The sequence below is a fragment of the Pseudomonas cimarronensis genome (genome assembly GCF_049331905.1).
Taxonomy (GTDB): Bacteria; Pseudomonadota; Gammaproteobacteria; order Pseudomonadales; family Pseudomonadaceae; genus Aquipseudomonas.
In genome coordinates this window covers 3,093,275-3,118,610 of sequence record NZ_CP186283.1, presented here as the reverse complement: position 1 = coordinate 3,118,610, position 25,336 = coordinate 3,093,275, and the positions used below count along the sequence as shown (strand labels likewise).

At 62.4% G+C, this 25,336-nt stretch carries 22 protein-coding genes; 18 read left to right on the top strand and 4 right to left on the bottom strand.

Annotated elements, in window-relative coordinates; genetic code table 11:
* The first annotated feature begins 107 nt into the window (after nt 1–107).
* On the top strand, nt 108–1,034 hold the full coding sequence (locus tag ACOCLD_RS14455) for an alpha/beta fold hydrolase (protein WP_422909661.1): 927 nt from the start codon (nt 108–110) through the stop codon (nt 1,032–1,034).
* A gap of 99 nt (nt 1,035–1,133) precedes the next feature.
* Here ACOCLD_RS14455 and ACOCLD_RS14450 read toward each other — a convergent pair whose 3' ends face one another.
* A complete protein-coding gene (locus ACOCLD_RS14450) occupies nt 1,134–1,781 on the bottom strand; it encodes a pentapeptide repeat-containing protein (RefSeq protein WP_422909660.1) in 648 nt (215 codons plus the stop codon).
* A 116-nt stretch (nt 1,782–1,897) separates the two neighbouring features.
* On the bottom strand, nt 1,898–3,769 hold the full coding sequence (exaA, locus tag ACOCLD_RS14445) for a quinoprotein ethanol dehydrogenase (RefSeq protein ID WP_233684629.1): 1,872 nt from the start codon (nt 3,767–3,769) through the stop codon (nt 1,898–1,900).
* A 309-nt stretch (nt 3,770–4,078) separates the two neighbouring features.
* Between exaA and pedF the strand changes: the two genes are divergently transcribed.
* The 5 genes from pedF to ACOCLD_RS14420 all read left to right on the top strand — a co-directional run bounded on the left by pedF (nt 4,079) and on the right by ACOCLD_RS14420 (nt 7,513).
* A complete protein-coding gene (gene pedF / locus ACOCLD_RS14440) occupies nt 4,079–4,498 on the top strand; it encodes a cytochrome c-550 PedF (RefSeq protein WP_422909659.1) in 420 nt (139 codons plus the stop codon).
* Between the two features lie 62 nt (nt 4,499–4,560).
* Complete coding sequence (locus ACOCLD_RS14435; protein WP_422911818.1) at nt 4,561–5,400, top strand: substrate-binding periplasmic protein; 840 nt, start codon at nt 4,561–4,563, stop codon at nt 5,398–5,400.
* Between the two features lie 38 nt (nt 5,401–5,438).
* Complete coding sequence (locus ACOCLD_RS14430) at nt 5,439–6,188, top strand: quinoprotein dehydrogenase-associated SoxYZ-like carrier (protein WP_422911817.1); 750 nt, start codon at nt 5,439–5,441, stop codon at nt 6,186–6,188.
* Between the two features lie 18 nt (nt 6,189–6,206).
* The gene (locus tag ACOCLD_RS14425) at nt 6,207–6,524 is read left to right on the top strand and encodes an EthD family reductase (RefSeq protein WP_422909658.1); all 318 of its coding nucleotides are present in this window, start codon (nt 6,207–6,209) and stop codon (nt 6,522–6,524) included.
* Between the two features lie 59 nt (nt 6,525–6,583).
* Nucleotides 6,584–7,513, top strand: coding sequence for a quinoprotein relay system zinc metallohydrolase 1 (locus ACOCLD_RS14420; protein ID WP_422909657.1), 930 nt, complete (start codon nt 6,584–6,586; stop codon nt 7,511–7,513).
* Between the two features lie 24 nt (nt 7,514–7,537).
* Here ACOCLD_RS14420 and ACOCLD_RS14415 read toward each other — a convergent pair whose 3' ends face one another.
* Entirely contained in the window at nt 7,538–8,791 is a 1,254-nt protein-coding gene (locus ACOCLD_RS14415; RefSeq protein ID WP_422909656.1) for an ABC transporter substrate-binding protein, read from the bottom strand.
* A gap of 304 nt (nt 8,792–9,095) precedes the next feature.
* Between ACOCLD_RS14415 and ACOCLD_RS14410 the strand changes: the two genes are divergently transcribed.
* The 12 genes from ACOCLD_RS14410 to ACOCLD_RS14355 all read left to right on the top strand — a co-directional run bounded on the left by ACOCLD_RS14410 (nt 9,096) and on the right by ACOCLD_RS14355 (nt 23,289).
* Entirely contained in the window at nt 9,096–10,871 is a 1,776-nt protein-coding gene (locus ACOCLD_RS14410; RefSeq protein ID WP_422909655.1) for a methanol/ethanol family PQQ-dependent dehydrogenase, read from the top strand.
* Nucleotides 10,872–11,048: 177 nt separating this feature from the next.
* On the top strand, nt 11,049–12,329 hold the full coding sequence (locus ACOCLD_RS14405) for an FAD-dependent oxidoreductase (protein WP_422909654.1): 1,281 nt from the start codon (nt 11,049–11,051) through the stop codon (nt 12,327–12,329).
* On the top strand, nt 12,326–13,054 hold the full coding sequence (locus tag ACOCLD_RS14400; RefSeq protein ID WP_422909653.1) for a thiosulfate oxidation carrier protein SoxY: 729 nt from the start codon (nt 12,326–12,328) through the stop codon (nt 13,052–13,054). The genes ACOCLD_RS14405 and ACOCLD_RS14400 overlap by 4 nt, the downstream gene beginning before the upstream one ends.
* Nucleotides 13,055–13,222: 168 nt before the next feature.
* Complete coding sequence (locus ACOCLD_RS14395) at nt 13,223–14,743, top strand: aldehyde dehydrogenase family protein (protein ID WP_090252831.1); 1,521 nt, start codon at nt 13,223–13,225, stop codon at nt 14,741–14,743.
* Between the two features lie 347 nt (nt 14,744–15,090).
* The gene (gene pqqA, locus ACOCLD_RS14390) at nt 15,091–15,162 is read left to right on the top strand and encodes a pyrroloquinoline quinone precursor peptide PqqA (RefSeq protein ID WP_003243383.1); all 72 of its coding nucleotides are present in this window, start codon (nt 15,091–15,093) and stop codon (nt 15,160–15,162) included.
* 71 nt (nt 15,163–15,233) lie between these two features.
* On the top strand, nt 15,234–16,148 hold the full coding sequence (gene pqqB, locus ACOCLD_RS14385; protein ID WP_422909652.1) for a pyrroloquinoline quinone biosynthesis protein PqqB: 915 nt from the start codon (nt 15,234–15,236) through the stop codon (nt 16,146–16,148).
* A gap of 77 nt (nt 16,149–16,225) precedes the next feature.
* Nucleotides 16,226–16,978, top strand: coding sequence for a pyrroloquinoline-quinone synthase PqqC (gene pqqC, locus ACOCLD_RS14380; protein WP_422909651.1), 753 nt, complete (start codon nt 16,226–16,228; stop codon nt 16,976–16,978).
* Between the two features lie 85 nt (nt 16,979–17,063).
* Nucleotides 17,064–17,342 carry a pyrroloquinoline quinone biosynthesis peptide chaperone PqqD gene (gene pqqD, locus ACOCLD_RS14375; RefSeq protein WP_422909650.1) on the top strand — a complete coding sequence of 93 codons (279 nt, stop codon included), beginning with the start codon at nt 17,064–17,066 and terminating at the stop codon, nt 17,340–17,342.
* Entirely contained in the window at nt 17,314–18,468 is a 1,155-nt protein-coding gene (pqqE, locus tag ACOCLD_RS14370; protein WP_422909649.1) for a pyrroloquinoline quinone biosynthesis protein PqqE, read from the top strand. The genes pqqD and pqqE overlap by 29 nt, the downstream gene beginning before the upstream one ends.
* A complete protein-coding gene (locus ACOCLD_RS14365; RefSeq protein ID WP_422909648.1) occupies nt 18,456–20,303 on the top strand; it encodes an alpha/beta hydrolase family protein in 1,848 nt (615 codons plus the stop codon). Before pqqE ends, ACOCLD_RS14365 begins: the two co-directional genes overlap by 13 nt.
* Before the next feature lie 90 nt (nt 20,304–20,393).
* Nucleotides 20,394–21,557, top strand: a complete 1,164-nt coding sequence (ercA, locus tag ACOCLD_RS14360) for an alcohol dehydrogenase-like regulatory protein ErcA (protein ID WP_167144891.1) — start codon at nt 20,394–20,396, stop codon at nt 21,555–21,557.
* Nucleotides 21,541–23,289 (top strand): NahK/ErcS family hybrid sensor histidine kinase/response regulator, encoded by a 1,749-nt coding sequence (locus ACOCLD_RS14355; RefSeq protein ID WP_422909647.1) that lies wholly within the window; start codon nt 21,541–21,543, stop codon nt 23,287–23,289. Before ercA ends, ACOCLD_RS14355 begins: the two co-directional genes overlap by 17 nt.
* Nucleotides 23,290–23,307: 18 nt before the next feature.
* On the opposite strand, the gene ACOCLD_RS14350 is transcribed toward ACOCLD_RS14355, so the two are convergent.
* A complete protein-coding gene (locus ACOCLD_RS14350; RefSeq protein WP_422909646.1) occupies nt 23,308–25,161 on the bottom strand; it encodes a diguanylate cyclase in 1,854 nt (617 codons plus the stop codon).
* Nucleotides 25,162–25,336 lie beyond the last annotated feature (175 nt).

Here is a 25,336-nt window from a genome sequence, read left to right as displayed (position 1 = left end):
CGTTGTAGATTCCGCGGCAGACTTAGAAGGCCTCGTCAGCAGCAACGCTGCGGACCGCGGTCCGGCCGTGATGGCACGAGGCGTGCTCGACAATCAGGGAGATAGCCATGAACAAAGGGATACCTGCCGCACTCTGCATGCTGGTGTTGGCGGCGAGCGGCGGCGCTTCTGCAGCCGAGAGCGCTGCTTTGCCGCGCGAGGATGGTTCATCCATCACTTACTACCTGGATGGCAACGGCAATCGGGCTTTGCTGGTGCTGATGCAGGGCTCGGACTGCAACAGTGTGGCGCACAACCCGGTCATCAACGAGCAGTTCTCCACCTTGCTCGAGGGGGCCGATGTCCTGACGGTGGAGAAATACGGGCTCACCCGTGCGGCTGCCTGGAACCCGACTGGGGACAGCCCCGACTGCCCCGAGTCGTACTTCAGCCATGATTCGCCGGAACAGAGAACGCGTGACTACTTGCAGGTGATCGACGCCTTGGCCGAGCAGCGCGGCTATGAGCAGCTGGTGCTGTTGGGGGGCAGTGAAGGTGCTGTGGTGGCGGCGCTGGTCGCCTCTCGGCGCGAGGACGTCAGCGCGCTGGTGACCCTCAATGGGGGTGGCCGGTTCTTTCACGACGACGTTCTGTACAGCATGGCTCGCGAGCTTCCCCCGGCGGCGCTCGACGAGGCTAAGGCCGGGTTCCTGGGATTTCGGGACAGCGTGATGAACGCCGAGACGATGGACCTGCGGATGAGTGGCCACGGCTTTCGCTGGTGGAAGAGCATGTTCACCCTCGACCAACGTTCCGCCTTGCAGCAGGTCGACGCACCGTTGCTGATCATCCAGGCGGAACGCGACGAAAGCGTGTCGCCTGGCCTGGCGCGCGAGCAGGCGGAGCAGCTCCGCGAGGGCAAGAGCAATGTCGATTTCCTGCTGGTCGAGAACGTCGATCACAAGTTCAGGGATGACTCCGGCGAGAGCCGCACCGACGCCGTGATTGCGTCCGTCCGGGGCTGGCTTGGCCAGCAGCGAGTCGCTCGGAACTAGCCTGGCCAGCGGTGGATGAAGAAAGCGTCATCCACCCTACGCATTGGGTAGGGTGGACAACGCGAAGCTTGTCCACCTCGGGCCGCATCGCGTCACGCCTCAGTCCCAGCCATCGGGGCAGGCGGTGCAGCCTTCCATATTGGCGCCCTGGAAGTTGCCGTAGTGGGTGCGCGTGCCGCTCAGGTCGGCGTCGGCGAGGTTGGAGCCGGAGAGTTTGACCTCTTGCAGGTTGGCGTCCTGGAGATCGGCGCCCTTGAGGTCGGCCTTGCTGAGCCAGGTCATTTCCAGGCTAGCCGCTTGCAGGTTGGCATTGTGCAGCTTGGCGGCAGACAGGCGAGCGAATTCCAGGTTGGCGGCGCGCATATCGGCTTGATTGAACTTTGCCGCCTGGGCATACATGGCCCAGCCGTTGATGGCCACCAGGGTGCTGTTGCTGAAGTCGGCCAGGCGCAACTGGCTTTGTTGCAGGCTGGCACGGGTCAGGTTGGCACCTTGCAGGTTGGCTTTTTCCAGATTGGCCAGGTCCAGGCGGCTATGGCGTAAATCGGCACCACGCAGGTCGGCACCTTCCAGGTTCATGCGGCGCATGTCCTGGTTGCTCAGGTTGGCACCTTGCAGGTTGGCGTTGGGGCATTGGCTGTCGGCTTCGATGCGGCAGCCGTTGACGGTGAGCACCTCATCGGCGTTGACCAGTTCGGTACCCAGAGTCAGCAGTACGACGGGCAGAAGCAGAGGCAGGTAATTCATGGCGAGTCCTCGGGTGGGGTGCGCCGTGCGCACCACGGGGGCAACGCAGGTGGTTGCTTGGAAGCGCGAAAGTGGATGCGCATGGCGCACCCTAGGGTGCGCCATGCGAGTAGCGATCAGCGTTGTGCGGTCTTGTTATCCCAGCTTGGCAGCTTGAATACCCAGAACGAGCCGCCTTGCGCGACCGGCTTGGTCAGCTCGGCCATGTCGCCACCCCACAGCGGTACTGCGCCGCCGTAACCGGTGGTTACGCCGATGTACTGCTCGCCATCCTGTTCCCAGGTGATGGGCGGGGAGATGATTCCGGTGCCGGTCTGGAACTTCCACAGCTCCTTGCCGTTCTTCGCGTCGAAGGCCTTGAAGTAGCCGTCGCCGGTGCCGGTGAACACCAGGTTGCCCTTGGTCGCCAGTACGCCGGCCCACAGTGGCAGTTTTTCCTTGTGCTCCCAGACGACCTTGCCGGTGGTCGGGTTCATTGCACGCAGGATACCGACGTGGTCTTCGTACAGACGCTTGATGCGGAAACCCATGCCCAGGTAAGCGGAGCCCGCCTTGTAGTTGGCTTCCTCGGCCCAGTAGTCCTCTTTCCAGTGGTTGGCCGGAACGTAGAACAGGCCGGTGTCCTGGCTGTAGGCCATCGGGTTCCAGTTTTTGCCACCGAGGAATGGCGGCGACACTTCTACCGATTTGCCTTTGGCTTCACCTGGCTCCGGTTTTGGTGGGCGCTGGCCTTCGTTCTCAACCGGGCGACCGGTTTTCAGGTCGATGTGGCTGGCCCAGGTGATCTTGTCGACGAAGGGGAAGGCGTTCTGCAGCTTGCCGTTGGCGCGGTCGACCACATAGAAGAAACCGTTGCGGTCGGCGTGGGCGGTAGCTTTGACGGTTTTACCGGCCTTGTCCTTGTAGTCGAACAGCACCAGTTCGTTGTTGCCGGAGAAATCCCAGGCATCGTTCGGGGTGTGTTGGTAGAACCACTTCACTTCACCGGTGGTCGGGTCTACGCCTACCTGGCCGGAGGTGTAGAGGCTGTCGTAATCCTTCGGATCACCACCGTCAGCGGTACGCGCCCAGCCGTTCCATGGAGCCGGATTACCAGCGCCGATGATGATGGTGTTGGTTTCCGCGTCGAAGCTGGCGCTCTGCCACGGTGCACCACCGCCTTGGCTCCAGGCGGCCTTTTTGCCGGTTGGGTGGTTGGGGTCATCCGGCCAGGACGGGGCTTTGATGTCGCCGGTCGGGGTGCTGTCCTTGCCATTCAGACGGCCCATGTGGCCTTCGACGAACGGACGCATCCAGACTTCTTCGCCGGTATCCGGGTCGCGGGCAAACAGTTTGCCGACCACGCCGAATTCGTCACCGGAGCTGCCGTGGATCAGCAGGGTCTTGCCGCTCTTCTGGTCTTTCACCAGGGTCGGCGCGCCCGTCATGGTGTAGCCAACGGCGTGGTCACCGAACTTCTTGTTCCACACCACTTTGCCGGTGTCTTTGTTCAGCGCGACGACGCGGGCGTCGAGGGTGCCGAAGTAGATCTTGTCGCCGTAGATGGCCGCGCCACGGTTGACCACGTCGCAGCACGGACGAATGTTGTCTGGCAGGCGGTGGTTGTAGGTCCATAGGCGTTTGCCGGTTTTCGCATCGAGGGCGAATACCCGCGAGTAGGAGCCGGTGACGTAGATCACGCCGTCATGGACGATGGCCTGGGACTCCTGGCCGCGCTGTTTCTCGTCGCCAAAGGAGAACGACCAGGCGGGCGTCAGTTTGAACACGTTCTGGTCGTTGACCTGGGCCAGCGGGCTCCAGCGTTGGGCGTTGGTGCCCATGCCGTACTGCAGCACGTTGTTGGTGGTGGTGTGGTCGTTGGCGATGTCGTCCCAGGTGACATTCTTGGCCAGGGCGCTGCCACTCAAGGCCAGGCCACCGGCCAGCAGCAGGCTGTGGACGGCAAGTGCCACGGGGCGCGGCATGCTGGGTAACGATCTTGTTGTCATGGTTGTGGTTTCCCATCGTGGTGGTGAAGGTTGCAGGCACTGCCCTGTTGGCGACCTGGCGAGCCGATAGTGGAACCACGGGGATTGCGCCGAAACGGAAAAACTCCCGCCTGCGCCGGGAAGAATGCCCAAACCGGACATGACTTAGCCTTGCTGCCAAAGCCACCTGTCATGGGGTCGCAAGCCCTACTACCAAGGGACTAGTCGCGGGCCACCAAAGCAGCATTCGGCGGGCGCGGCGCTGTTTCTAAGATGCTCGCAAGCAAGCTCCGTACGAGCTGTGTGCGTGCATTCGATGAGGCCTTGAACATGACAATTAAAAAGAACACCGGTTTTGCTCTGTTGCTGTTGGTCTTCTCGGCCAACCTCTGGGCGCATGGCGATGTGGTGCCCCAGGCGGTGAAGACCGACGGTCTGGAGCCGCTGGGCGAAGAATGGCGTGATGAGAACCCCTACCGGGACAACCCGCGCGCCATCGAAATTGGTTCTTCGGCCTACAACCAGAACTGCGCGGCGTGCCATGGCCTGGAAGCCAAATCCGGTGGTATCGCCCCGGACCTGCGCCTGCTCGAAGCCGGCATCAGCGGCGATGAGTGGTTCAAGGAGCGGGTGATCAACGGCGCCGTGCGTGATGGCCGTGTGTATATGCCGAAAATGGCCGACTACCTCAGCCAGGAAGCGCTGTGGGCCGTGCGCAGTTACCTGGAGAGCGTGGCCATCGAGGAGTAGTCGGCATGGCTCGGCGACTGGCGTGGCTGGGACTGTGGTGTTCTGCACTGCTGGCGGTCTGTATGCCGCTGCAGGCGCAGGTGCGCAGCTATGACTCGATTGTCGAGTCCGGTGTGCTCAAGGTAGCGCTGTATCAGGATTTCGCGCCTTACAGCTTTCAGCAGGATGGGAAATCCCGTGGCGTCGACTATGAGGTCGCCGAGGCTTTGGCCGCAGGTCTGGGGCTCAGGCTTGAGGTGATCTGGGCACCGCCGGGCGAGAAGCTCGATGATGACCTGCGTGATTACATCTGGCGCGGGCATTACCTGCGTCCGCACGAACTGGCCGATGTGATGCTGCGCGTGCCTTATGACCGCGAGTTTTCCTACAAGAGCAACGAGTTCGGCGAGCTGGTCAACGAGCTGGTGGTGATGTTCGGCCCGTATCAACGTGAGCGCTGGCAGGTGGCGTTCGACCGCCGCCGGCTGGACGCGGTGCCCAGTGTGGCGGTGTTTCAGCGCCACCCCATTGGCGTTGAGGTGGAAAGCGTGCCGTCCTTTTATCTGTCATCGGTGAAAGACGGCATGCTCAGCCAGCAGACCCATCACTACGGCAATGTTCAGCAAGCGTTCGCGGCGATGAAAACCGGTGAAGTGGATGCGGTGATGGCGTTGCGCGGTGAGGTCGACTGGCAGCTCAAACTGGCGGCCGACGAGCAGCTGGCGCTGGCCGAAAACGCTTACCCGGACATGGGCAAGCAGGTCTGGGACATCGGTATGGCCGTGCATGAAAGCAACCGGCAGCTGGCCTATGCCCTGGAAGAAAAGCTCGAAGAGCTGATTCTCGCCGGGGAGCTCAAACGCATCTATGGCCACTACGGCCTGCGTTATGAGTTGCCGGGGTTGTATCAGGAGGTTGAGTAGGGCGGCAGGTTAACGGCACCGGGAGGTGTGGGATGGAACTGGATTGGCGTTCATTTCTACTGCTGGCGCTGTTTGCCGTGCCCTGGGACAGCTGGGGCAGCCAGCGCGACCCGGTCACATCGGTGATGTGGGACTACTACCACGAGCGTCTGCTGGACGGCGAAGCCTTTGTTTTCGATGAGCGGGTCAAGCTCAGCGCGCCGCCGTTTGCCGAGGACGCGCGGCAGGTGCCGATCCAGATCGACGCCAGCGCCTTCGACGGTCAGGTGGTGCGCATGCTGGCCTGGGCCGAACTCAATCCGATTCCACAGATCTTCGATTTTCAGCCGGGCGAGCAGGTGTTGCCACGGCTGGCTATCCGCATCCGAGTGGAGCAGGCCACGCCGCTGCGGGTGGCGGTGCTGACCCGCGATGGGCTCTGGCATATTGGCTCGACGCAGATCGAGGCTGCCGGTGGCGGCTGCACAGCCCCCAGTGTGGTGCGCGCCCAGGCCGGTTGGGAGGAACACCTGGGCGAGGTGCTCGGCAAGCGCTTTGTCCTGGCCGATGCCAACCGCCTGCGCGTGCAGGTGGCCCACCCGATGGACAACGGCCTGGTAGGCGGCATCCCGGAATTCTTTCTCAACCAGGCGCAGTTGCGTGATCGCAGCGGTAACACTCTGGCCAGCCTCGAACTGTTTCCCGCCGTCAGCGAAAATCCGACTATCAGCCTGGATGTAAAGGGCAACGTCGAGACCGAGCTATGGTTGCGTGACAACAACGGCAATGAATTCAAAGCCGAACTCTGAACGCCACAAGGACCTGCCATGATCAAAGTCAGCGTGCTGTACCCCAATACCCCCGGCGTGCGTTTCGACATGACCTATTACTGCGAGCAGCATATGGCGATCGTTCGCGAATGCCTGCGCAGCGCCTGCCAGGGCATTGCCGTGGACGCGGGCCTGGCCAGCGCCACGCCCGGTCAGGCCGCGCCCTATATCGCCATGGGGCATCTGTATTTTGACAGCGTGGCGGTGTTCGAGCAGCGCTTTGCCCCGCACGCGGCACGGATCATGGGCGATCTGCCGAACTTTACCGACAGTCAGCCGCTGGTGCAGATCAGCGAGGTCCGTCTCACGCCTTGAGCGGCGGTTCTGCTCTGGGCAGCCCAGCACGGCGTTGCCCATTTCATCGCGAGGTGCTTATGCGCTGGATACTTATACTGGCGGCGCTGGCCAGCGCCTGTGTGCACGCCAATCCGTTGAACTACAACCTGCAGCCCCGACAGATTGCCGATGGCGTGTGGCTGCTTGAAGGCAGCACGGACGACTTCTCCCAGGCCAATGGCGGCAATATCGTCAACACCGGGTTTATCGTCACGGCCGAGGGTGTGCTGGTGATCGACAGCGGCCCGTCGCGGCGTTACGGCGAAGCCATGCGCCAGGCGATTGCTGCTGTTACCGACAAGCCGCTGCTCAAGGTCATGCTGACCCATCATCACCCCGACCATGTGCTGGGCAATCAGGCCTTCAGCGATGTGCCGATTGCCGCCTTGCCCGGCACCACCACGTTGCTGGCAGAACAGGGCGATGCCATGGCGGAGAACATGTACCGTCTGGTGGGCGACTGGATGCGTGGCACTGAAGTGCTGCTACCCGCTGAGACACTTGAGCCAGGAGCGCTGGAGATAGGCGGGCGGACGTTGCAACTGCTGGCCCTGAGTGGCCACACCGGGGCCGATCTGGCGATTCTCGATGTGCAGAGCGGCGTGCTGTTTGCCGGTGATCTGGTGTTTTATCAGCGTGCCCTGACCACACCGGGTACGCCGGGGCTGGCCACCTGGCTGGCGGATCTCGACCAGTTGCAACAACTGCCCTGGAAGCAGATCGTGCCCGGTCATGGCCCGTTGGCAACCGATGCTGCGCCCTTTGTCCAGATGCGTGATTACCTCGGCTGGCTGGACGGCGTCATGCGCAGCGGTGCCGAGCAGGGCGCGGAGATGAACGAGCTGATCCGCACCGCCATTCCCGAACGCTTTGCCGGTGTCAGCCTCAGCCGTTATGAGCTGATCCGCAGCGTCAGTCATCTCTACCCGCGTTATGAGCAGGCCGCGATGCAGCGGGTGGATCGATAACCGCGCAGCATCACGCGCACAGATTTACTGCAGGGTAAGGGTCTCGCCACGTTCCTGCTGCCACTCATCCTGGCTCGGCGCGGCCTGGTCGCCGTCCATATGATGGATGATGTCGAAGTAGTGCTGCTTGAACGGGTCGAGCATCACGTCGTCACGCTTGCGTACCCGTACGGCATAGATGCTCTGCACATTCTGATGGTCGAAGGCGCGCCACTGCTGCTGCCCCTTGAGCAACTGGTAACTGTGGTCTTCCAGGGTGCTGATCAGCCGTTCGCTGTCCAGGCTTTGCGTGCGCTGCACGGCATCGGCCCACTGCCTGACGATGGAGTAGGCCGAGGCGCTGGTGCTGCCGGGATACTCCTGATAGTCGCTGATGTAGCGCTCAACGAATTGCTGGCCCTGGGCGATGTTGTCCTGGCTGGGCAGGTTCCAGGTCCAGGCTTCGGTGCCGATCACGCCCTCCATCACCAGCGGCCCGGCCTGCTGCACAACGCTCTTGGTCAGGTTGGGCACGATGATCTGTGTACGTTGCTTGAGGCCCATGTTGTGCACCATGCGCATGCTGCGCTGCAGGTTCTCGCCGAGCAGCACCAGCACGAGGATATCTGCTTCGCTGCGGGCTGCTTTATTGAGCGCCGCCAGGTACTGCTCACGGCGCACCAGACCACTGGGTAGCGCAGTACGGCCATGGCGGGCGCGGTCGGTGCTGTTGGTGGCCAGGCGCAGGGCGTTTTCCATGCTGCGGCCCCAGGCGTCATCGACAATGATGTAGTGGTAGCGCTGGCGTGGCATATGCCAGGACAGGTATTCACCCAGTACCCGCGCACTCATCCAGGCGCTGTTGGACTCGCGGAACAGATAGCGATGGCCGGCCTGGCCGGTCACTTCATTGGCATAGCTCAGGGTGGCGAAATACAGCAGGCCACGTTCACGCGAGCGCTGCCCGGCGGCAATCGCCTCTTCGCTGGTGGCTCCGCCAAACACCATACGTGCGCCCCGGTTGGCGAAGTAATCGACATTGCTGGCGGCCTTGTCGGCCTGTGAGCTGGTGTTCTTGCTGAGCAGCTCCAGCGGTTTGCCGAGTACGCCACCTGCTTGGTTGATCTCGTCCACGGCCAGCAATGCGCCACGGCGCAGCTCCAGACCTTCATCCTTGTAATTGCCGGTACGTGGGTAGTTGAGGCCGATCTTGATGGACTCGGCCTGGGCAAGGTTGCCCAGGCCTGCCAGCAGCAGGCAGCTCAACAACAGGTGGCTGAGTGGGGTGGTATAGCCCATATGGCTTGCTCCTTAGCGTGGGGGAGTAGCTTTCTAACGGCTGGGCTGGGGGCTGGGTATGCTCTTTTCAGGGGGCTGAGCTAGCACTTAAGTCGGCCAGGCCATGTGCCGGTACGCAGGCAGACGGGGAAATTGCCTGCGCGGCCGGTGCGCCAGGCCGGGGGTAAAACGGGCGGTATTGCTACCAAGGGAGTAGCTAAATCGGCACTGCGTTCAATTGTTGGGCGAGGCTGGGCAGCCAAGAATCTGTGGCAGATCGGGAAAAATTCCCGGTGATAACAATGAACCCACAGAGGTAGCCGCAATGAAACACACCGGTCTTCGCCAGCCTTTCCTCCTTACCGCGCTGTGCGCGGCGATGCTGATGCCGTCCGCCGCCGCCTTGGCGGTGACCGATGAGGAAATCCTCAAGGACGCCAGCACCACCGGCCAGATCGTCACCAACGGCCTGGGGCTGCAAGGCCAACGCTACAGCCCGCTGGCCACACTCAACACCGACAACATCAAGGACCTGCGCCCGGTATGGACGCTGTCCTTCGGTGGTGAGAAGCAGCGCGGTCAGCAAGCACAGCCGCTGATCAAGGACGGCGTGATGTATGTCACCGCGTCCTACTCGCGGGTGTTTGCCGTCGATGCCCGCACTGGGCGCGAGCTGTGGCAGTACGATGCACGCCTGCCGGATGACATTCGTCCGTGCTGCGACGTGATCAATCGTGGCGTGGCGCTGTATGGCGATTTGGTGATCTTCGGCACCCTGGACGCCAAACTGGTGGCTTTGCACAAGGACACCGGCAAGGTGGTTTGGCGCAAGAACGTGGCGGATCACAAGGCCGGTTATTCGATCACGGCGGCACCGCTGGTGGTCAATGGCAAGCTTATCACCGGGGTGTCCGGTGGCGAATTCGGCGTGGTCGGCAAGATCGAAGCCTACGACCCGAAAAACGGCGAACTGCTGTGGAGCCGCCCGACCGTGGAAGGTCACATGGGCTACATCTACAAGGACGGCAAGGCGATTGAAAACGGCATCAGCGGTGGTGAAGCCGGCAAGACCTGGCCGGGCGACCTGTGGAAAACCGGTGGCGCCGCGCCCTGGCTGGGCGGTTACTACGACGCGGAAACCAACCTGCTGCTGTTCGGCACCGGTAACCCGGCGCCGTGGAACTCGCACCTGCGCCCGGGCGACAACCTCTATTCGTCTTCGCGCCTGGCGCTGAACCCGGACGATGGCAGCATCAAGTGGCACTTCCAGACCACTCCGCATGACGGTTGGGACTTCGACGGTGTCAACGAGTTGGTCTCCTTCAACTATCAGGATGGCGGCAAGACTATCAAGGCTGCAGCCACCGCTGACCGTAACGGCTTCTTCTACGTGCTCGACCGCACCAACGGCAAGTTTATCCGCGGCTTCCCCTTTGTCGACAAGATCACCTGGGCCAAGGGTCTGGACAAGAATGGCCGGCCGATCTACGACGACAGCAACCGTCCCGGCTCGCCAAGCGCGAAGGAGAAGGGCACGAGCGTGTTCTCTGCACCCGCCTTCCTCGGTGCGAAGAACTGGATGCCGATGGCTTACAGCCAGGACACCGGGTTGTTCTACGTGCCGTCCAACGAGTGGGGCATGGACATCTGGAACGAGGACATCGCCTACAAGAAGGGGGCGGCCTACCTTGGTGCTGGCTTCACCATCAAGCCGCTGAACGAGGACTACATCGGTGTACTGCGCGCCATCGACCCGAAAACCGGCAAGGAAGTCTGGCGGCAGAAAAACTACGCGCCGCTGTGGGGCGGGGTGATGACCACCAAGGGCAACCTGGTGTTCACCGGCAACCCGGAAGGTTTCCTGCAGGCCTTCAACGCCAAGACCGGCGAGAAGGTCTGGGAATTCCAGACTGGCTCCGGCGTGCTGGGTTCGCCCGTAACCTGGGAGATGGACGGCGAGCAGTATGTTTCGGTGCTCTCAGGCTGGGGTGGTGCAGTGCCGCTGTGGGGCGGCGAAGTGGCCAAGCGGGTGAAGAACTACAACCAGGGCGGCATGCTCTGGACCTTCAAACTGCCCAAGGAACTGGTCGCCAAACGTTGATTGGCGGATAGCCTGTACAGAATGGCCGGTCTAGACCGGCCGTTTTTGTTTTCATGCTTTGGTGTCAATGACTCACGACCAAAGAAGCATGGTCTGGTTTACGACTGTGCTTCAGCGTGCAGATAGGCTCTGTTGCGATTTTATTCGCGCACAGAGTTTTTCGGTGCAGGGGGAAGCATGCAGGGCCTTACACGTCGTCAATTGCTCGCCGGGGCCGCCATGCTGCCCTGGCTGTTGCCGGGGACGCTGCAAGCCAGCGTCGGCCGGGCGCGGGTGCTGGTGATCGGCGGCGGTTTTGCCGGTGCTACGGCGGCGCGCTACCTGAAGCGTCAGGCCGAGCAGCTGGACGTGGTGCTGATTGAGCCGAAGTCTGACTTTCATACCTGCCCGTTCAGCAACCATGTACTCGCCGGGCTGCGTGAGCTGGACAGCCTGCGTCAGGATTACCGTGCCTTGCAGCGGCAACAGGTGCTGCATGTACGCGAACGGGCGCGGGAAATTGACCTGCAGGCTCGGCAGGTGGTGCTGCAGGGCGGCCAGCGCCTGCGCTATGACCGGGTGTTGCTGGCACCCGGAATCGACATGGATTGGCAGGCCATCGAGGGCTACGACCGCAATGCCGCCAGCCGTCTGCCGCATGCCTGGCAGGCTGGCGCGCAAACCGCTCTGCTGCGCCGGCAACTGCAGGCCATGGACGATGGTGGCTTGGTGATCATCAGCGTACCGGACAACCCCTATCGCTGCCCGCCAGGGCCCTATGAACGGGCCAGCCTGATCGCCCATTACCTGAGCCAGGCCAAGCCACGCAGCAAGGTGCTGATCCTCGACAGCAAGGACAGTTTCTCCAAGCAGGCGCTGTTTCAGCAGGGTTGGCAGGCGCTTTATGGCGAGCGCATCGAGTGGGTTGGGCGTGCTGGCGATGGCCGTGTTGTGCGCGCCGATGCTGGTCGGCGCGAGCTGCTCTGCGAGTTTGGTCAGCGCCATCGCGCGGCGGTGATCAACCTGATTCCACCGCAGAAAGCTGCCGAAATCGCTGCTCGCAGTGGCCTGGTCGATGCCAGCGGTTGGGTACCGATCCGTCCGACCACCTTTCAAGCCCGCGAGGCCAGTGACATCTATGTGGCGGGGGATGCCTGCATCGCCGCGCCCATGCCCAAGTCAGCCTACAGCGCCAATGCTCAGGCCAAGGTGGCAGTCGCGGCCTTGCTGGCAGATCTGGCCGGCCAGGAGCCGCCAACCGCGAGCTGGCGCAACACCTGTTACAGCGCATTGGCACCGGGCCAGGCGGTGTCGATTGCGGCTGATTACGGCATTCAGGAGCAGCGCCTGGTTGAGCTGCCAGGCAGCCTGACGCTCAGCCCGTTGCAGCCGCCTGCCGGGTTGCGGGCTCAGGAAGCGGCACTGGCCGATGCCTGGTATCAGAGCATCTGCATGGATGCCTGGGGGCATCTGGCATGACCCTGCGCCTGCTGGTGTTGCTGGTGCTGGCCGGCCCTGTGGCTGCGCAACCCTGGGGGCAGGCACAGCACAGCGTTGAGCAGTGGTTGCAGGGCCATGAGGTGCAAACCCAGGGGTTGAGCCTGGACGTGCCGACCTGGGTCGAGGATGGCGCGTTTGTCGCCATTGACCTGACCCTGCAGGATGCCCAGCCCCCGTTATCACTGAGCCTGCTGCGCAGCGCTGAAGACGATCCGCGTATCGCCACGCTGCACGTGCAGGCCTGGGACGCGCCGCTGCGTCTGTCGACCCGTGTGCGCCTGCCGCGCAGTCAGCAACTGATCGTACTGGCCCGTGATGGGCGCGGGCGTGTGTGGCTGGCGGCGCAGGCGGTGGAGGTGTTGAACAGCAGTTGCCTGTCGCCGAGTAGCGCTCAGCCAGGCAGCAACCTGGGGCCGTTGCAGGCCTGGCTGGAGCCGCAGGGGCGCGGTCTGGAGTTGCGCAGCCTGTTGCGTCATCCGATGGAAACCGGGCGGCGTTCGAGCGTGGATGGTCAACTGCTGCCCCGGCATTTGCCGACACATTTTGAGGTCAGCGGGACGCACGGCAATCTGCTGCGCATCGAACCTTTCGAGGGTTTGGCGGCCAACCCTTACTGGAGGATGCTGCTGCCCGCCGGGCAGACACCACTGTTGCTGCGTTGGGTGGATGCCGATGGGCGCGCGTTTAGCCGGCAGCTGCCCTGAAACGGGGCGGTACGCGGCTCTGGGGCGCGCTTTATGGCTCTACTACCAAATGACGAGAGGTTTTGTGCCATGGGCGCATACCGGTCGAGCAGGGCGCTTCCTAAGATCGAACCATGACCTGCTCCACGTCCCAGGGGGCAGGCTCCGCCAACAAGAGAGGTCAATCCCATGCTTTACGCCAAACCCGGTACGCCAGGCGCCGTCATCACCCTCAAACCGCGCTACGGCAACTACATCAATGGTGAGTTCGTCGCCCCGCTGAGTGGCCAGTACTTCAGCAACACCAGCCCGGTGGATGGTTCGGTGATCGGTGAGTTCCCCCGTTCTGACGCCGCCGATATCAACAAGGCGCTGGATGCTGCGCACGCTGCTGCCGATGCCTGGGGCAAGACCTCGGTGCAGGAGCGTTCGCACATTCTGTTGAAAATCGCCGACCGCATCGAAGCCAACCTCGAACTGCTGGCCGTGGCCGAGACCTGGGACAACGGCAAGGCCGTGCGCGAAACCCTCAACGCCGACGTGCCTCTGGCCGCTGACCATTTCCGCTACTACGCCGGGTGCATCCGCGCTCAGGAAGGCAGCACCGCCGAGATCAATGAAGGCACCGTGGCTTACCACTTCCATGAGCCGCTGGGTGTGGTCGGGCAGATCATCCCGTGGAACTTCCCGCTGCTGATGGGTGCCTGGAAACTCGCACCGGCCCTGGCTGCGGGCAATGCCATCGTGCTCAAGCCGGCCGAGCAGACGCCGCTGTCGATCACCGTACTGATGGAACTGATTGGCGACCTGCTGCCGCCGGGCGTGCTCAACGTCGTTCAGGGTTTCGGCCGTGAAGCCGGTGAAGCACTGGCCACCAGTAAACGCATTGCCAAGATCGCCTTCACCGGATCGACTCCAGTGGGCTCGCACATCCTCAAGTGTGCCGCCGAAAACATCATCCCGAGCACCGTCGAACTGGGTGGCAAATCGCCGAACATCTTCTTCGCCGACATCATGAATGCCGAGCCGGCGTTTATCGAGAAGGCCGCTGAAGGCCTGGTGCTGGGCTTCTTCAACCAGGGCGAAGTGTGCACCTGTCCGTCGCGTGCGCTGGTGCAGGAATCGATCTATGAGTCGTTCATGGTCGAGGTGATGAAGAAGATCAAACAGATCAAGCGTGGCGATCCGTTGGACACCGACACCATGGTTGGCGCTCAGGCCTCGCAGCAGCAGTTCGACAAGATCCTCAGCTACCTGGAGATCGCCCAGCAGGAAGGTGCTCAGGTGCTCACCGGCGGCGGCGTGGAGAAACTCGAAGGCAACCTGGCCAACGGTTACTACATCCAGCCGACCCTGCTCAAGGGCACCAACCAGATGCGAGTGTTCCAGGAAGAAATCTTTGGCCCGGTGATCGGCGTGACCACCTTCAAGGACGAAGCCGAAGCGCTGGCCATTGCTAACGACACCGAGTTCGGCCTGGGCGCAGGCGTGTGGAGCCGCGACATCAACGTCGCCTACCGCATGGGTCGGGCAATCAAGGCCGGTCGCGTATGGACCAACTGCTACCACCTGTACCCGGCGCACGCCGCGTTCGGTGGCTACAAGAAATCCGGTGTGGGCCGTGAAACCCACAAGATGATGCTCGACCACTACCAGCAGACCAAGAACCTGCTGGTGAGCTACGACATCAACCCGCTGGGCTTCTTCTAACTCGTGTAACCCCGGCGTATCCGCTCCAGTGCGCCGGGCTCCTTCCTGCGATTCGCCGGTCGGCGAGATCTGTTTGTGGTCTGGGCAGATAACTGCTGCAGCAGGTCACTATCGCAACGCGGCTTCGGCCGCGTTTTTTATTGGCTGCTGTCAGCGGCAGCGTGTTGCATCTGTTGCTGCATAGTCAGCGTGAGGTTGCCGGACAACGCAGGTGGCGTCGCGCGCACCCTGCAAACACTACCAATGCCAGCAGAAATTCATCCCAAAGTACCATTTGGCTGCTGTCGGTCGGGGGGCTTAATGAAGGGGCCGGAATTCGCCGGCGTCGATAAGAAGAGGACCGCGCCATGTGGACTAAACCCGCCTACACCGACCTGCGTATTGGTTTCGAAGTGACCATGTACTTCGCCAATCGTTGAGCCGTTTTTGCCCCGGCATTGCCGGGGCATCCCAACAGGCATGCCCATTGGCATCGCAATCGGAAGCGTCCATGCATATCCAGATTCTTGGCTCCGCCGCTGGCGGTGGTTTCCCCCAGTGGAACTGCAACTGCCGTAACTGCCGTGGCGTGCGCGCGGGCAGCGTACGGGCGCAGCCGCGTACACAGTCTTCGATTGCCCTGAGTGACAATGGCCAGGACTGGATCCTGTGCAACGCCTCACCGGACATTCGCGTACAGATCGAAGCCTTTCCTGCGCTCAACCCGGCGCGTCGGCTGCGCGACAGCGCGATTGCCGGAATCATCCTGCTCGACAGCCAGATCGACCACACCACCGGCCTGCTGACCCTGCGTGAAGGCTGTCCGCACCAAGTCTGGTGCAGCGAGATGGTGCATCAGGACCTGACCAGCGGCTTTCCCCTGTTCAACATGCTCAGCCACTGGAATGGCGGTTTGCAGCACAACCTGATTGCCCTTGATGGCGAGCCGTTCAGCATTGCGGCCTGTACCAACTTGTCGATCACGGCCGTGCCGTTGCGCAGCAGCGCACCGCCGTATTCACCGCACCGTGGCAACCCGCATCCGGGCGACAACATTGGTTTGTTTGTCGAGGATCGCCGCACCGGCGGCACGCTGTTCTATGCCCCCGGTCTGGGTCAGGTCGATGAACCATTGCTGGCCTGGATGCGCCGCGCCGACTGCCTGCTGGTGGACGGCACGCTGTGGCGCGATGACGAAATGCGCGTGTGCGAAGTGGGCGACAAGCTCGGCAGCGAGATGGGCCACCTGTGTCAGAGCGGTCCTGGCGGCATGATCGAGGTGCTTGATGGCCTGCCATCTGCACGCAAGATCCTGATTCATATCAACAACACCAACCCGATTCTCGACCTGGATTCGCCTGAGCGCGCCGAACTCGACGCGCACGGTATCGAGGTCGCGTTCGATGGCATGAGCATCGTTTTGTAGGGCGCCCAGGTCGTGCGCACCTCAACGAATGCGGGTGTGCACGGCGCACCCTACGGCAACGCGTATTGGAGATACTGATGAGCCAACCCGCCATGAGCCCTGCCGAGTTTGAGCAGGCCTTGCGCGCCAAGGGCGCGTACTACCACATTCACCACCCGTTTCATCAGGCGATGTATGCCGGCCACGCCAGCCGTGAGCAGATTCAAGGGTGGGTGGCCAATCGCTTCTACTATCAACTGAACATCCCGCTCAAGGATGCGGCGATCCTGGCCAACTGCGCTGATCGCGACACCCGCCGTGAATGGCTGCAACGCATTCTTGATCACGACGGTGCGCAGGGCGAGGAGGGCGGTATCGAAGCCTGGCTGCGCCTGGCCGAAGCCGTGGGCCTTGAGCGCGAGCAGGTGCTGTCGCAAGAGCTGGTGCTGCCCGGCGTGCGCTTTGCCGTGGATGCCTACGTCAATTTCGCCCGCCGCGCGTCCTGGCAGGAAGCCGCCAGCAGCTCGCTGACCGAACTGTTCGCTCCGCAAATTCACCAGTCACGTCTGGACAGCTGGCCGCAGCATTACCCCTGGATCGATGCCGAGGGTTACAGCTACTTTCGCGCGCGGCTGCAGCAGGCGCGTCGCGATGTTGAGCATGGCCTGCGTATCACCTTGGAACACTACCGCACCCGTGAAGCCCAGGAACGCATGCTGGAAATCCTGCAATTCAAGCTCGATGTGCTGTGGAGCATGCTCGACGCCATGAGCATGGCCTACCAGCTGGAGCGCGCGCCGTATCACACGGTGACCGCTGAGCGCGTCTGGCATCGGGGGATTGCGCTATGAGCCGCAGACAAACGGTGCGCACGGCGCCCCCTACGGGTGAACGGTATGTAGGGTGCGCCGCGCGCATCGCAACGGAGCCGAGATTATGACTGCCACCATCCTGCCCACTATCCCCGCCATTCGCCGCGGCTTTCGCCTGCAATTCGAGCCGGCTCAGGGTTGCCATGTGCTGCTCTACCCGGAAGGCATGATCAAGCTCAACGACAGTGCCAGTGAGATTCTCCAACAAATCGATGGCAAGCGTTCGGTAGCCGAGATCATCGACAGCCTGCACCAGCGTTTCCCTGATGTGCCGGGGATCGACGAAGACATCCTCGCCTTTATGGAGGTCGCCAGTGCTCAGTTCTGGATTGAGCTTCTCTAAAGCAGGTCATGAACCGGGGCCGCCGCTGTGGCTGCTGGCCGAGCTGACCTACCGCTGCCCGCTGCAATGCCCGTACTGCTCCAACCCGCTGGATTTCGCCCAACAGGGCGCGGAACTGAGCACTGCCGAGTGGATCGAGGTGTTCCGCCAGGCCCGTGAGCTGGGTGCTGCACAACTGGGTTTTTCCGGCGGCGAGCCGCTGGTGCGCCAGGACCTGGCCGAGCTGATCAAGGCCGCGCGTGATCTGGGTTACTACACCAACCTGATCACCTCTGGCATCGGTCTGACTGAAACGCGTATTGCCGAATTCTCCGAGGCTGGGCTGGACCATATCCAGATCAGCTTTCAGGCCGCCGACGAGGAAGTGAACAACCTGCTGGCCGGCTCGAAAAAGGCTTTCGCTCACAAGCTGGCCATGGCCCGTGCGGTCAAGGCCCATGGCTACCCGATGGTGCTCAACTTCGTCACCCACCGACACAACATCGACAATATCGAGCGGATCATCGAGCTGTGCCTGGAGCTGGAAGCAGATTTCGTCGAACTCGCCACCTGCCAGTTCTATGGCTGGGCCGAACTGAACCGCGCAGGGCTGCTGCCGACCCGCGCCCAGCTGGAGCGCGCCGAACGCATCACCAATCAGTGGCGCGACAAGCTGGCGGCCGAGAATCACCCGTGCAAGCTGATCTTCGTCACCCCGGACTATTACGAGGAGCGTCCCAAGGCCTGCATGAACGGTTGGGGCAACCTGTTCCTCGACATCACCCCGGATGGCACCGCGTTGCCCTGTCATAGCGCGCGGCAGTTGCCGGTGCAGTTTCCCAATGTGCGCGAGCACAGCCTTGAACATATCTGGCGGCATTCCTTCGGTTTCAACCGCTTCCGTGGTGATGACTGGATGCCCGAGCCATGCCGCAGCTGTGACGAGAAGCACAAGGATTTTGGCGGCTGTCGTTGCCAGGCCTTTATGCTCACCGGCGATGCCAGCAACGCCGACCCGGTGTGCAGCAAGTCGGCGCAGCATGGCGTGATTCTCGCAGCGCGCCAGCAGGCCGATGACGCGCCGCTGGGGCTGGATGCCCTGCAATACCGCAATGAGAAGGCCTCGCGGATCATATGCAAGGCCTGACCGACCCCGACGCGATCTGGAGCGCCGAACAGGCCGCAGCGGCCAGCGCTGACTTCGCCGAACTGCATGCGGCCCACGGCGGAGTGCTGTGGGTGGTGTTTGATCCGTTGCTAGCGCGTTGTGGGTTGTTCTTTTGTCGTGATGGAATTGTGACTGAACTGACCCCGCCGGGGTTCTCCGTACGCAGCCGGGTTTACGAATACGGCGGCGGTGCGTGCTGTGCCACGGAGCTGGGCGTGGCCTTCGTCAATGAAAATGATCAGCAGGTTTACCTAGTCAATATTGACCCTGACGGCGGTGCGCACAGCGCACCCTACGGCGTGACCGACTCACCCAACTGCCGTTATGGCGACCTGTGTTTTGTGCCCGCCTGGCAGGCGCTGCTGGCCGTGGAGGAAAGTCATGAAGGTGGTGCGGTGATACATCGCCTGGTACGTATTGGCCTGACGGGCAAGCGCGAGGTTCTGGTCGAAGGCGCTGATTTTTACGCCGCGCCAGTGGCCGATAGTGATGGCCAGCGGTTGGCCTGGATCGAGTGGGATCGCCCCGATCAGCCCTGGGTTGCCACGCGTCTGTGCCAACGTAAGTCGGGCGAACGCACCCAGGTGCTGGCTGGGCAGGGCCGTGATCAATCGTTGCAGCAGCCGCGTTTCGATGTGCTGGGCCGGTTGTGGGTGTTGAGCGACAAGGCGGGTTGGTGGCAGCCCTGGTGTATTGATAAACAGCATGATGCATGCACTGCACCCTTCGATCATGCTCCCGCACCCTGGCAGCTGGGTGGCCGAACCTACCTGCCGCTGGAAAACGGCGAACTGCTGCTGACGCGTTTCGAGCAAGGTAAAGGCGTACTGGTAGGGTGCGCTTTCGAGACTGATAGTGCGCACAGCGCACCTTACGAGCGGCACTTCGCAGAGCATTTCACGCGTTTTCGCAGCCTGGCCGCCGATGCCGAGCATTTTTACTGCATCGCTGCCGCACCGGATCGCCTGCCGGCGGTGCTAGCGATTAGCCGAGGCGATGGTACGGTGCAGATACTGGCCGGTGGTGAACAGCCACTGGGCGAGGAACAACTGTCCCGCCCCCAGTCATTTAACTGCGTTGTGGGCGAAGGTGAGCGCAGCCACGGTTTTTTTTACTCGCCTGCATCAACCGGAGAGCGTCCTTCGCTGCTGATCTTTCTGCATGGCGGCCCCACCTCGGCCTGCTACCCGGTGTTCGACCCGCGTATCGCCTTCTGGACCCTGCGCGGCTTCGCCGTGCTCGACCTCAATTACCGTGGTAGTAGCGGTTACGGCCGCGCCTATCGCCTGCGTCTGGCTGGCCAGTGGGGCGAGTTGGAGGTCGAGGACATTCGCGCCGCTATCGATGCGCTGGCGCGCGCGGGCCGTATCGATCCGCAACGCGTGTTCGTACGCGGTGCCAGCGCAGGTGGCTTCAGCGCGCTGCGGGCTTTGGTCGAGTTGCCGCAGCTTCGTGGTGGCGCCAGTCTTTATGGCGTCAGTGACCCGCTGGCGCTGCGCAGGCAGACCCACAAGTTCGAGGCGGATTACCTCGACTGGCTGATCGGCGACCCCGAGCAGGATGCCGAGCGCTACCGGGATCGCACACCCTTGTTGCAGGCCGAACGGATCAAGGCGCCGGTGATTTTCTTCCAGGGCGCGCTGGATGCTGTGGTGGTGCCAAGCCAGACCGAGGCCATGGTCGAGGCACTACGCCAGCGTGGGTTGCCGGTGAAATATCAGCTGTTCGCCGACGAACGCCACGGTTTCCGTCAGGCCGCCAATCTGGCCGCCGCGTTGCGTGCCGAATATGGGTTTTATCAGCAGTTGAGCTGAGCGCAGGTCGCATTGCATAAACCGAGCAATGCAGTAGGCTGGCGCATACCTCGCTTAACCTATTCCATAACAACAAGAACAGGCCGTTGTATGAGCCACACCCTCAGCCAGTTACGTAAATTCGTTTCACCGGAAATCATTTTTGGTGCCGGTTGCCGGCACAACGTTGCCAACTACGCCAGTACCTTTGGCGCGCGTAAGGTGCTGGTGGTGTCCGACCCCGGCGTGGTTGCCGCCGGCTGGGTCGCGGATGTCGAAGCCAGCCTGCAGGCGCAGAATATCGACTACTGCCTGTACACCGATGTATCGCCCAACCCACGGGTGGAAGAGGTGATGCTCGGCGCCGAAATCTACCGGGCCAACGCCTGCAACGTGATCGTTGCCATCGGTGGCGGCAGCCCGATGGATTGCGCCAAGGGTATCGGCATTGCGGTGGCCCATGGCCGCAGCATTCTTGAATTCGAAGGCGTGGACACCATCCGCGTGCCCAGCCCGCCGCTGATCCTGATCCCGACCACCGCCGGCACCTCGGCCGACGTGTCGCAGTTCGTGATCATCTCCAATCAGCAGGAACGGATGAAGTTCTCCATCGTCAGCAAGGCGGTAGTGCCGGATGTATCGCTGATCGACCCGGAAACCACCCTGAGCATGGACCCGTTCCTCAGCGCTTGTACCGGTATCGATGCGCTGGTGCACGCTATCGAAGCGTTTGTTTCCACCGGCAGCGGGCCACTCACTGATACCCATGCGCTGGAGGCCATGCGCCTGATCAATGGCAACCTGGTGCAGATGATCGCCACCCCCGACGATATCGCCCTGCGCGAGAAGATCATGCTCGGCAGCATGCAGGCCGGGCTGGCGTTCTCCAACGCGATTCTCGGTGCGGTGCATGCCATGAGCCACAGCCTCGGCGGCTTTCTCGATCTGCCCCATGGCATGTGCAATGCAGCGCTGGTCGAGCATGTGGTGGCGTTCAACTACAGCGCCGCACCCGAGCGTTTCAGCATGGTTGCGCAGACCCTCGGTATCGATGTGCGCGGGCTCAACCACAACCAGATCCGCCAGCGGTTGGTGGAGCATCTGGTGACCTTCAAGAAGTCGGTGGGCTTTCATGAAACCCTCAAGCTGCACGGGGTTTCCAGCTCCGATATTCCGTTCCTCTCGCGGCATGCGATGGAAGACCCGTGCATCCTGACCAACCCGCGTGAGTCCAGCCAGCGTGATGTCGAGGTCGTGTATGGCGAAGCCCTCTGATTTGCCGCAGTCGCAGAGCGAGGCCCTGGCCGGCCTGCTGGGGCTGAGCAGTCATTCGGCACGCAAAAGCCATTACCCCGAACTGCTGGCGCGCCTGGAGGAGCTGGAAACCGAGCGCAATCGCTACAAATGGCTGTTCGAACATGCCGTGCACGGGATTTTCCAGGCCAGCCTGCAGGACGGGCTGCTGGCCGCCAATCCAGCCCTGGCGCGCATGCTGGGGTACGACGATCCGCAACAGGTGCTTTGGTCGCTGACGGGCTTGGCCAACTACCTGTTCGTTGGCGGTGTCGCCGAGCTGGAACATATACGCAGCGTGCTGGCCCATGAGCCTGGGTTGTTTGGCTATGAAACCCAGTTGCGCCGCCGTGACGGCAGCGTGATCGACGTGTTGATGAACCTGCTGCTCAAACCCGATGAGAACGGTCTGTTCGAAGGTTTTGTCGCTGATATCACCGAGCGCAAACAGGCCCAGCAACGCCTGCAACAACTCAATGACGAACTGGAACAACGGGTCGGCGCACGCACCGGTGAGTTGCAGGAAGCCAACCGCAACCTGCTGCAGCAGATCGTCGAGCGCAAACGAATCGAGAAGGCCCTGCGCGAGGCGCGTGATGCGGCCGAAGAGGCCAACCGCAGCAAGGACAAGTACCTGGCCGCCGCCAGCCATGACTTGCTACAGCCGTTGAACGCCGCACGTCTGCTGATCTCGACCCTGCGCGAACGCAGCCTGCCGGCCAGTGAGCAGAACCTGGTGGAACGTACTCACCAGGCACTGGAAGGCGCGGAAGACCTGCTCACCGATCTGCTGGACATTGCCCGCCTGGACCAGGCGGCGATCAAGCCCGATCTGGATGTCTACAGCCTCGACGAACTGCTTGCGCCGTTGGCCTCGGAGTTTCAGCCGGTAGCAGCTGCAGCCGGGTTGCAACTGCGCGTACGCCATGGCGAGCACCTGCTCAATACCGATCTGCGCCTGCTCACGCGCATCCTGCGTAATTTTCTCAGCAACGCCTGCCGTTATACCGAGCAGGGCCGCGTGCTGCTTGGCGCGCGCAAGCGTGGCGCGTATGTCGAGTTGCAGGTATGGGACAGCGGCACGGGGATTGCTGAAGACCAGCTGCAAAGCATCTTCCTTGAGTTCAATCAGCTGAATGTCGGCCGCGCCGCCGAGCGCAAGGGCGTGGGCTTGGGCCTGGCGATTGTCGAGCGGATTGCGCGCATCCTCGGTTACCCGATCAAGGTGCGTTCGCAACCAGGACGCGGCTCGGTGTTCAGCATTCAGGTGCCACTGGCCAGCGGCAGTCAGTCGCGCACATTGGCAGTGCCGATGCCGCCACAACAGCGCCTGGGGGATCCGCTGCCAGGGCGGAGATTGCTGGTGCTGGATAACGAGCTGAGCATTCTGCACAGCATGAAAGCACTGCTGGAACAGTGGGGCTGCGAGGTACTCACCGCCACCGATCAGGCCACTGCGTTGCAGGTGCTTGGCCTGCAGGCGCCGGAGCTGATCCTGGCCGACTTCCACCTCGACCATGGGGTGGTCGGCAGCCAGGTGGTGCAGCACTTGCGTGAGCACTTCGGGGTGACGATTCCCGCGGTGATGATTACCGCTGATCGCAGCGATCAGTGCCGCCGTGAACTGCACGGCATGGGTGTGCCTCTGCTCAACAAACCGGTCAAACCCGGCAAGCTGCGCGCGGTGCTGAGCCAAATTCTGCAGGGTGCTTAAGCGTCGGCACGTGCTCGTTTAGCCGTTGGCCAGCACCGCGCGGTTACGGCCCTGGGTCTTGGCCTGGTAGAGCGCTGCATCTGCCTGTTGCAGGAGCATGCTGGCGGTGTGCTCGGCACTGGGGATCACGGCCGCTACGCCCATGCTGACACTCACGTAGCCGCTGGGTGTATCGCTGTGTGGCAAGGCCAGCGCGGCAATTGCCTGGATCACTCGGTCGGCAATCTCCAGTGCGCTCTGGGCATCGGTCATGGGGGCAATAAACACAAACTCTTCACCGCCGTAGCGCGCCACTCGGTCACTGGCGCGGCAGACCGTGGCGGCCAGGGTTTGTGCAATCTGTCGCAGGCAGGCGTCACCGGCCGGGTGGCCGTAGTGGTCGTTGTAGCGTTTGAACCAGTCCACATCGAGTATGGCCAGGGCCAAGGGCTGGCCCTGGCGCATGGCGCGCTGCCATTCCTGTTGCAGGATGCTGTCGAAATGACGGCGGTTGGCGATGCCGGTCAGGCTGTCGGTAAGGCTCAGGGTTTCCAGCTTGCTGTTGAGCAGCTGCAATTCATCGGTGCGCTGCGCCACCCGTTGTTCCAGCTCGCGTTCGGAGCTTTTCAAGGTGTCCACCAGTTGTTGCTGCGCGTGCAGTAGCTGTTCCTGCACCCTGGCCTTGTCGCGGCGCATGACGTTGAAACGGTCGGCCAGGGCAAAGGCCAGCAGGAGCATTTCCAGCGCCGAGCCGAGTTGAATACCATCCACGGTAAAGGCATTGGTGGGGACGATGCCCATGGCCCGCAGGGTGGTCATTGCGCCCCCGAGCATCAGCAGGGCAAAGGCGGCGAGAAAGAAATAGGCGCTGCGCTGGCGCTTGATGGCGCAGGCCACCACCACCGCGAGAATTACCAGCACGTTGCTCAGGTACAGCAGGATTGCCCCGCGCGCGAGCATCGGCAAGGCCAGGGCATAGGCCAGTGGAGTGAGGGCAAAAAGCACCACCAGCCCGAGTAGCAGGCGGTCCACTCCGGGCATCAGCTGATCGGTGCGCAGCATGCGCCGCATAAACAGCATCAGCGCACTGACCGTCAGGGATGCTCCGGAGTAGTAAGCCACGTTGGAGTCGAGCAGCGTGCCACCGGGCAGCATTTCGCCCAGCAGCCCGTTCTTGATGGCCAGTGTGCAGACCATGCAGGCGACAAAGGCCACATACAGCAGGTAGATGCGCTCGCGCAGGGCGACAAACAGCATCAGGTTGAACAGGATCATCGCGCTGGCTATGCCGAAGTACCAGGCCTGAACCAGATAATCGTCACGCTCGTAGAGGTGGAAGGCGGCTTCGGACCACAGCCGTAAGGGCACCAGCAGGCCGACGCTGGAGTGCACGCGTAGGTACACCACTTGCTCACTGTCAGGCGGCAGGCTCAGCGGGAACACGAAGTTGCGGTTGGGGTACAGCCGCGGGACGGCGGTGTCACAGCCCGTGGTGTAGGTCTGGTAGAGGCCTTGAGCATCCGGTAGGTAAGCCTGGACGTGTGAGATACGTGGGTTTTCCACCACCAGCATGCGTCTTAGCGGCTGCTCGCTGTTGTTGCGTAAGGTCAGCCGCAGCCAGTAGGCCGAGCGGGTAAACCCCAGGGCCAGGGCGCTGCTGGCTGGCAAGTCGCCATGAAAGCGCGCGGCCTGCTCGGGCGTCTGTACATCGGCCAGGCTCAGGCTGTGCTCGGGGTCTTCCAGCAGGGCGACATACTGGGTGAGTGACAGCGGCTCGCTCGGCATCACGCTGACGTCCAGCGCCTGCGCGCGGGCCCAGGCCGGGGCGGCCAGGCCGATCAGGCAGATCAGCAACCAGGTGCTCAGCCACTGATGGGCGCGAGAGGTGTGCATGTGAGCTACCGCTGAGTGGATAGAGGCAAACGTGGCGCTGCTAAACCCGGCCCAAGGTTTGCGTGGCGAGTTTACAAGAGTGGCCTGGCGCCGACCAAACACCATCGACCCCGTGCATACCCGCCGATAGCTAGGGTCTGTTGACGTTTCGTTCGCGGCCGCGCCGGAGCCAGTT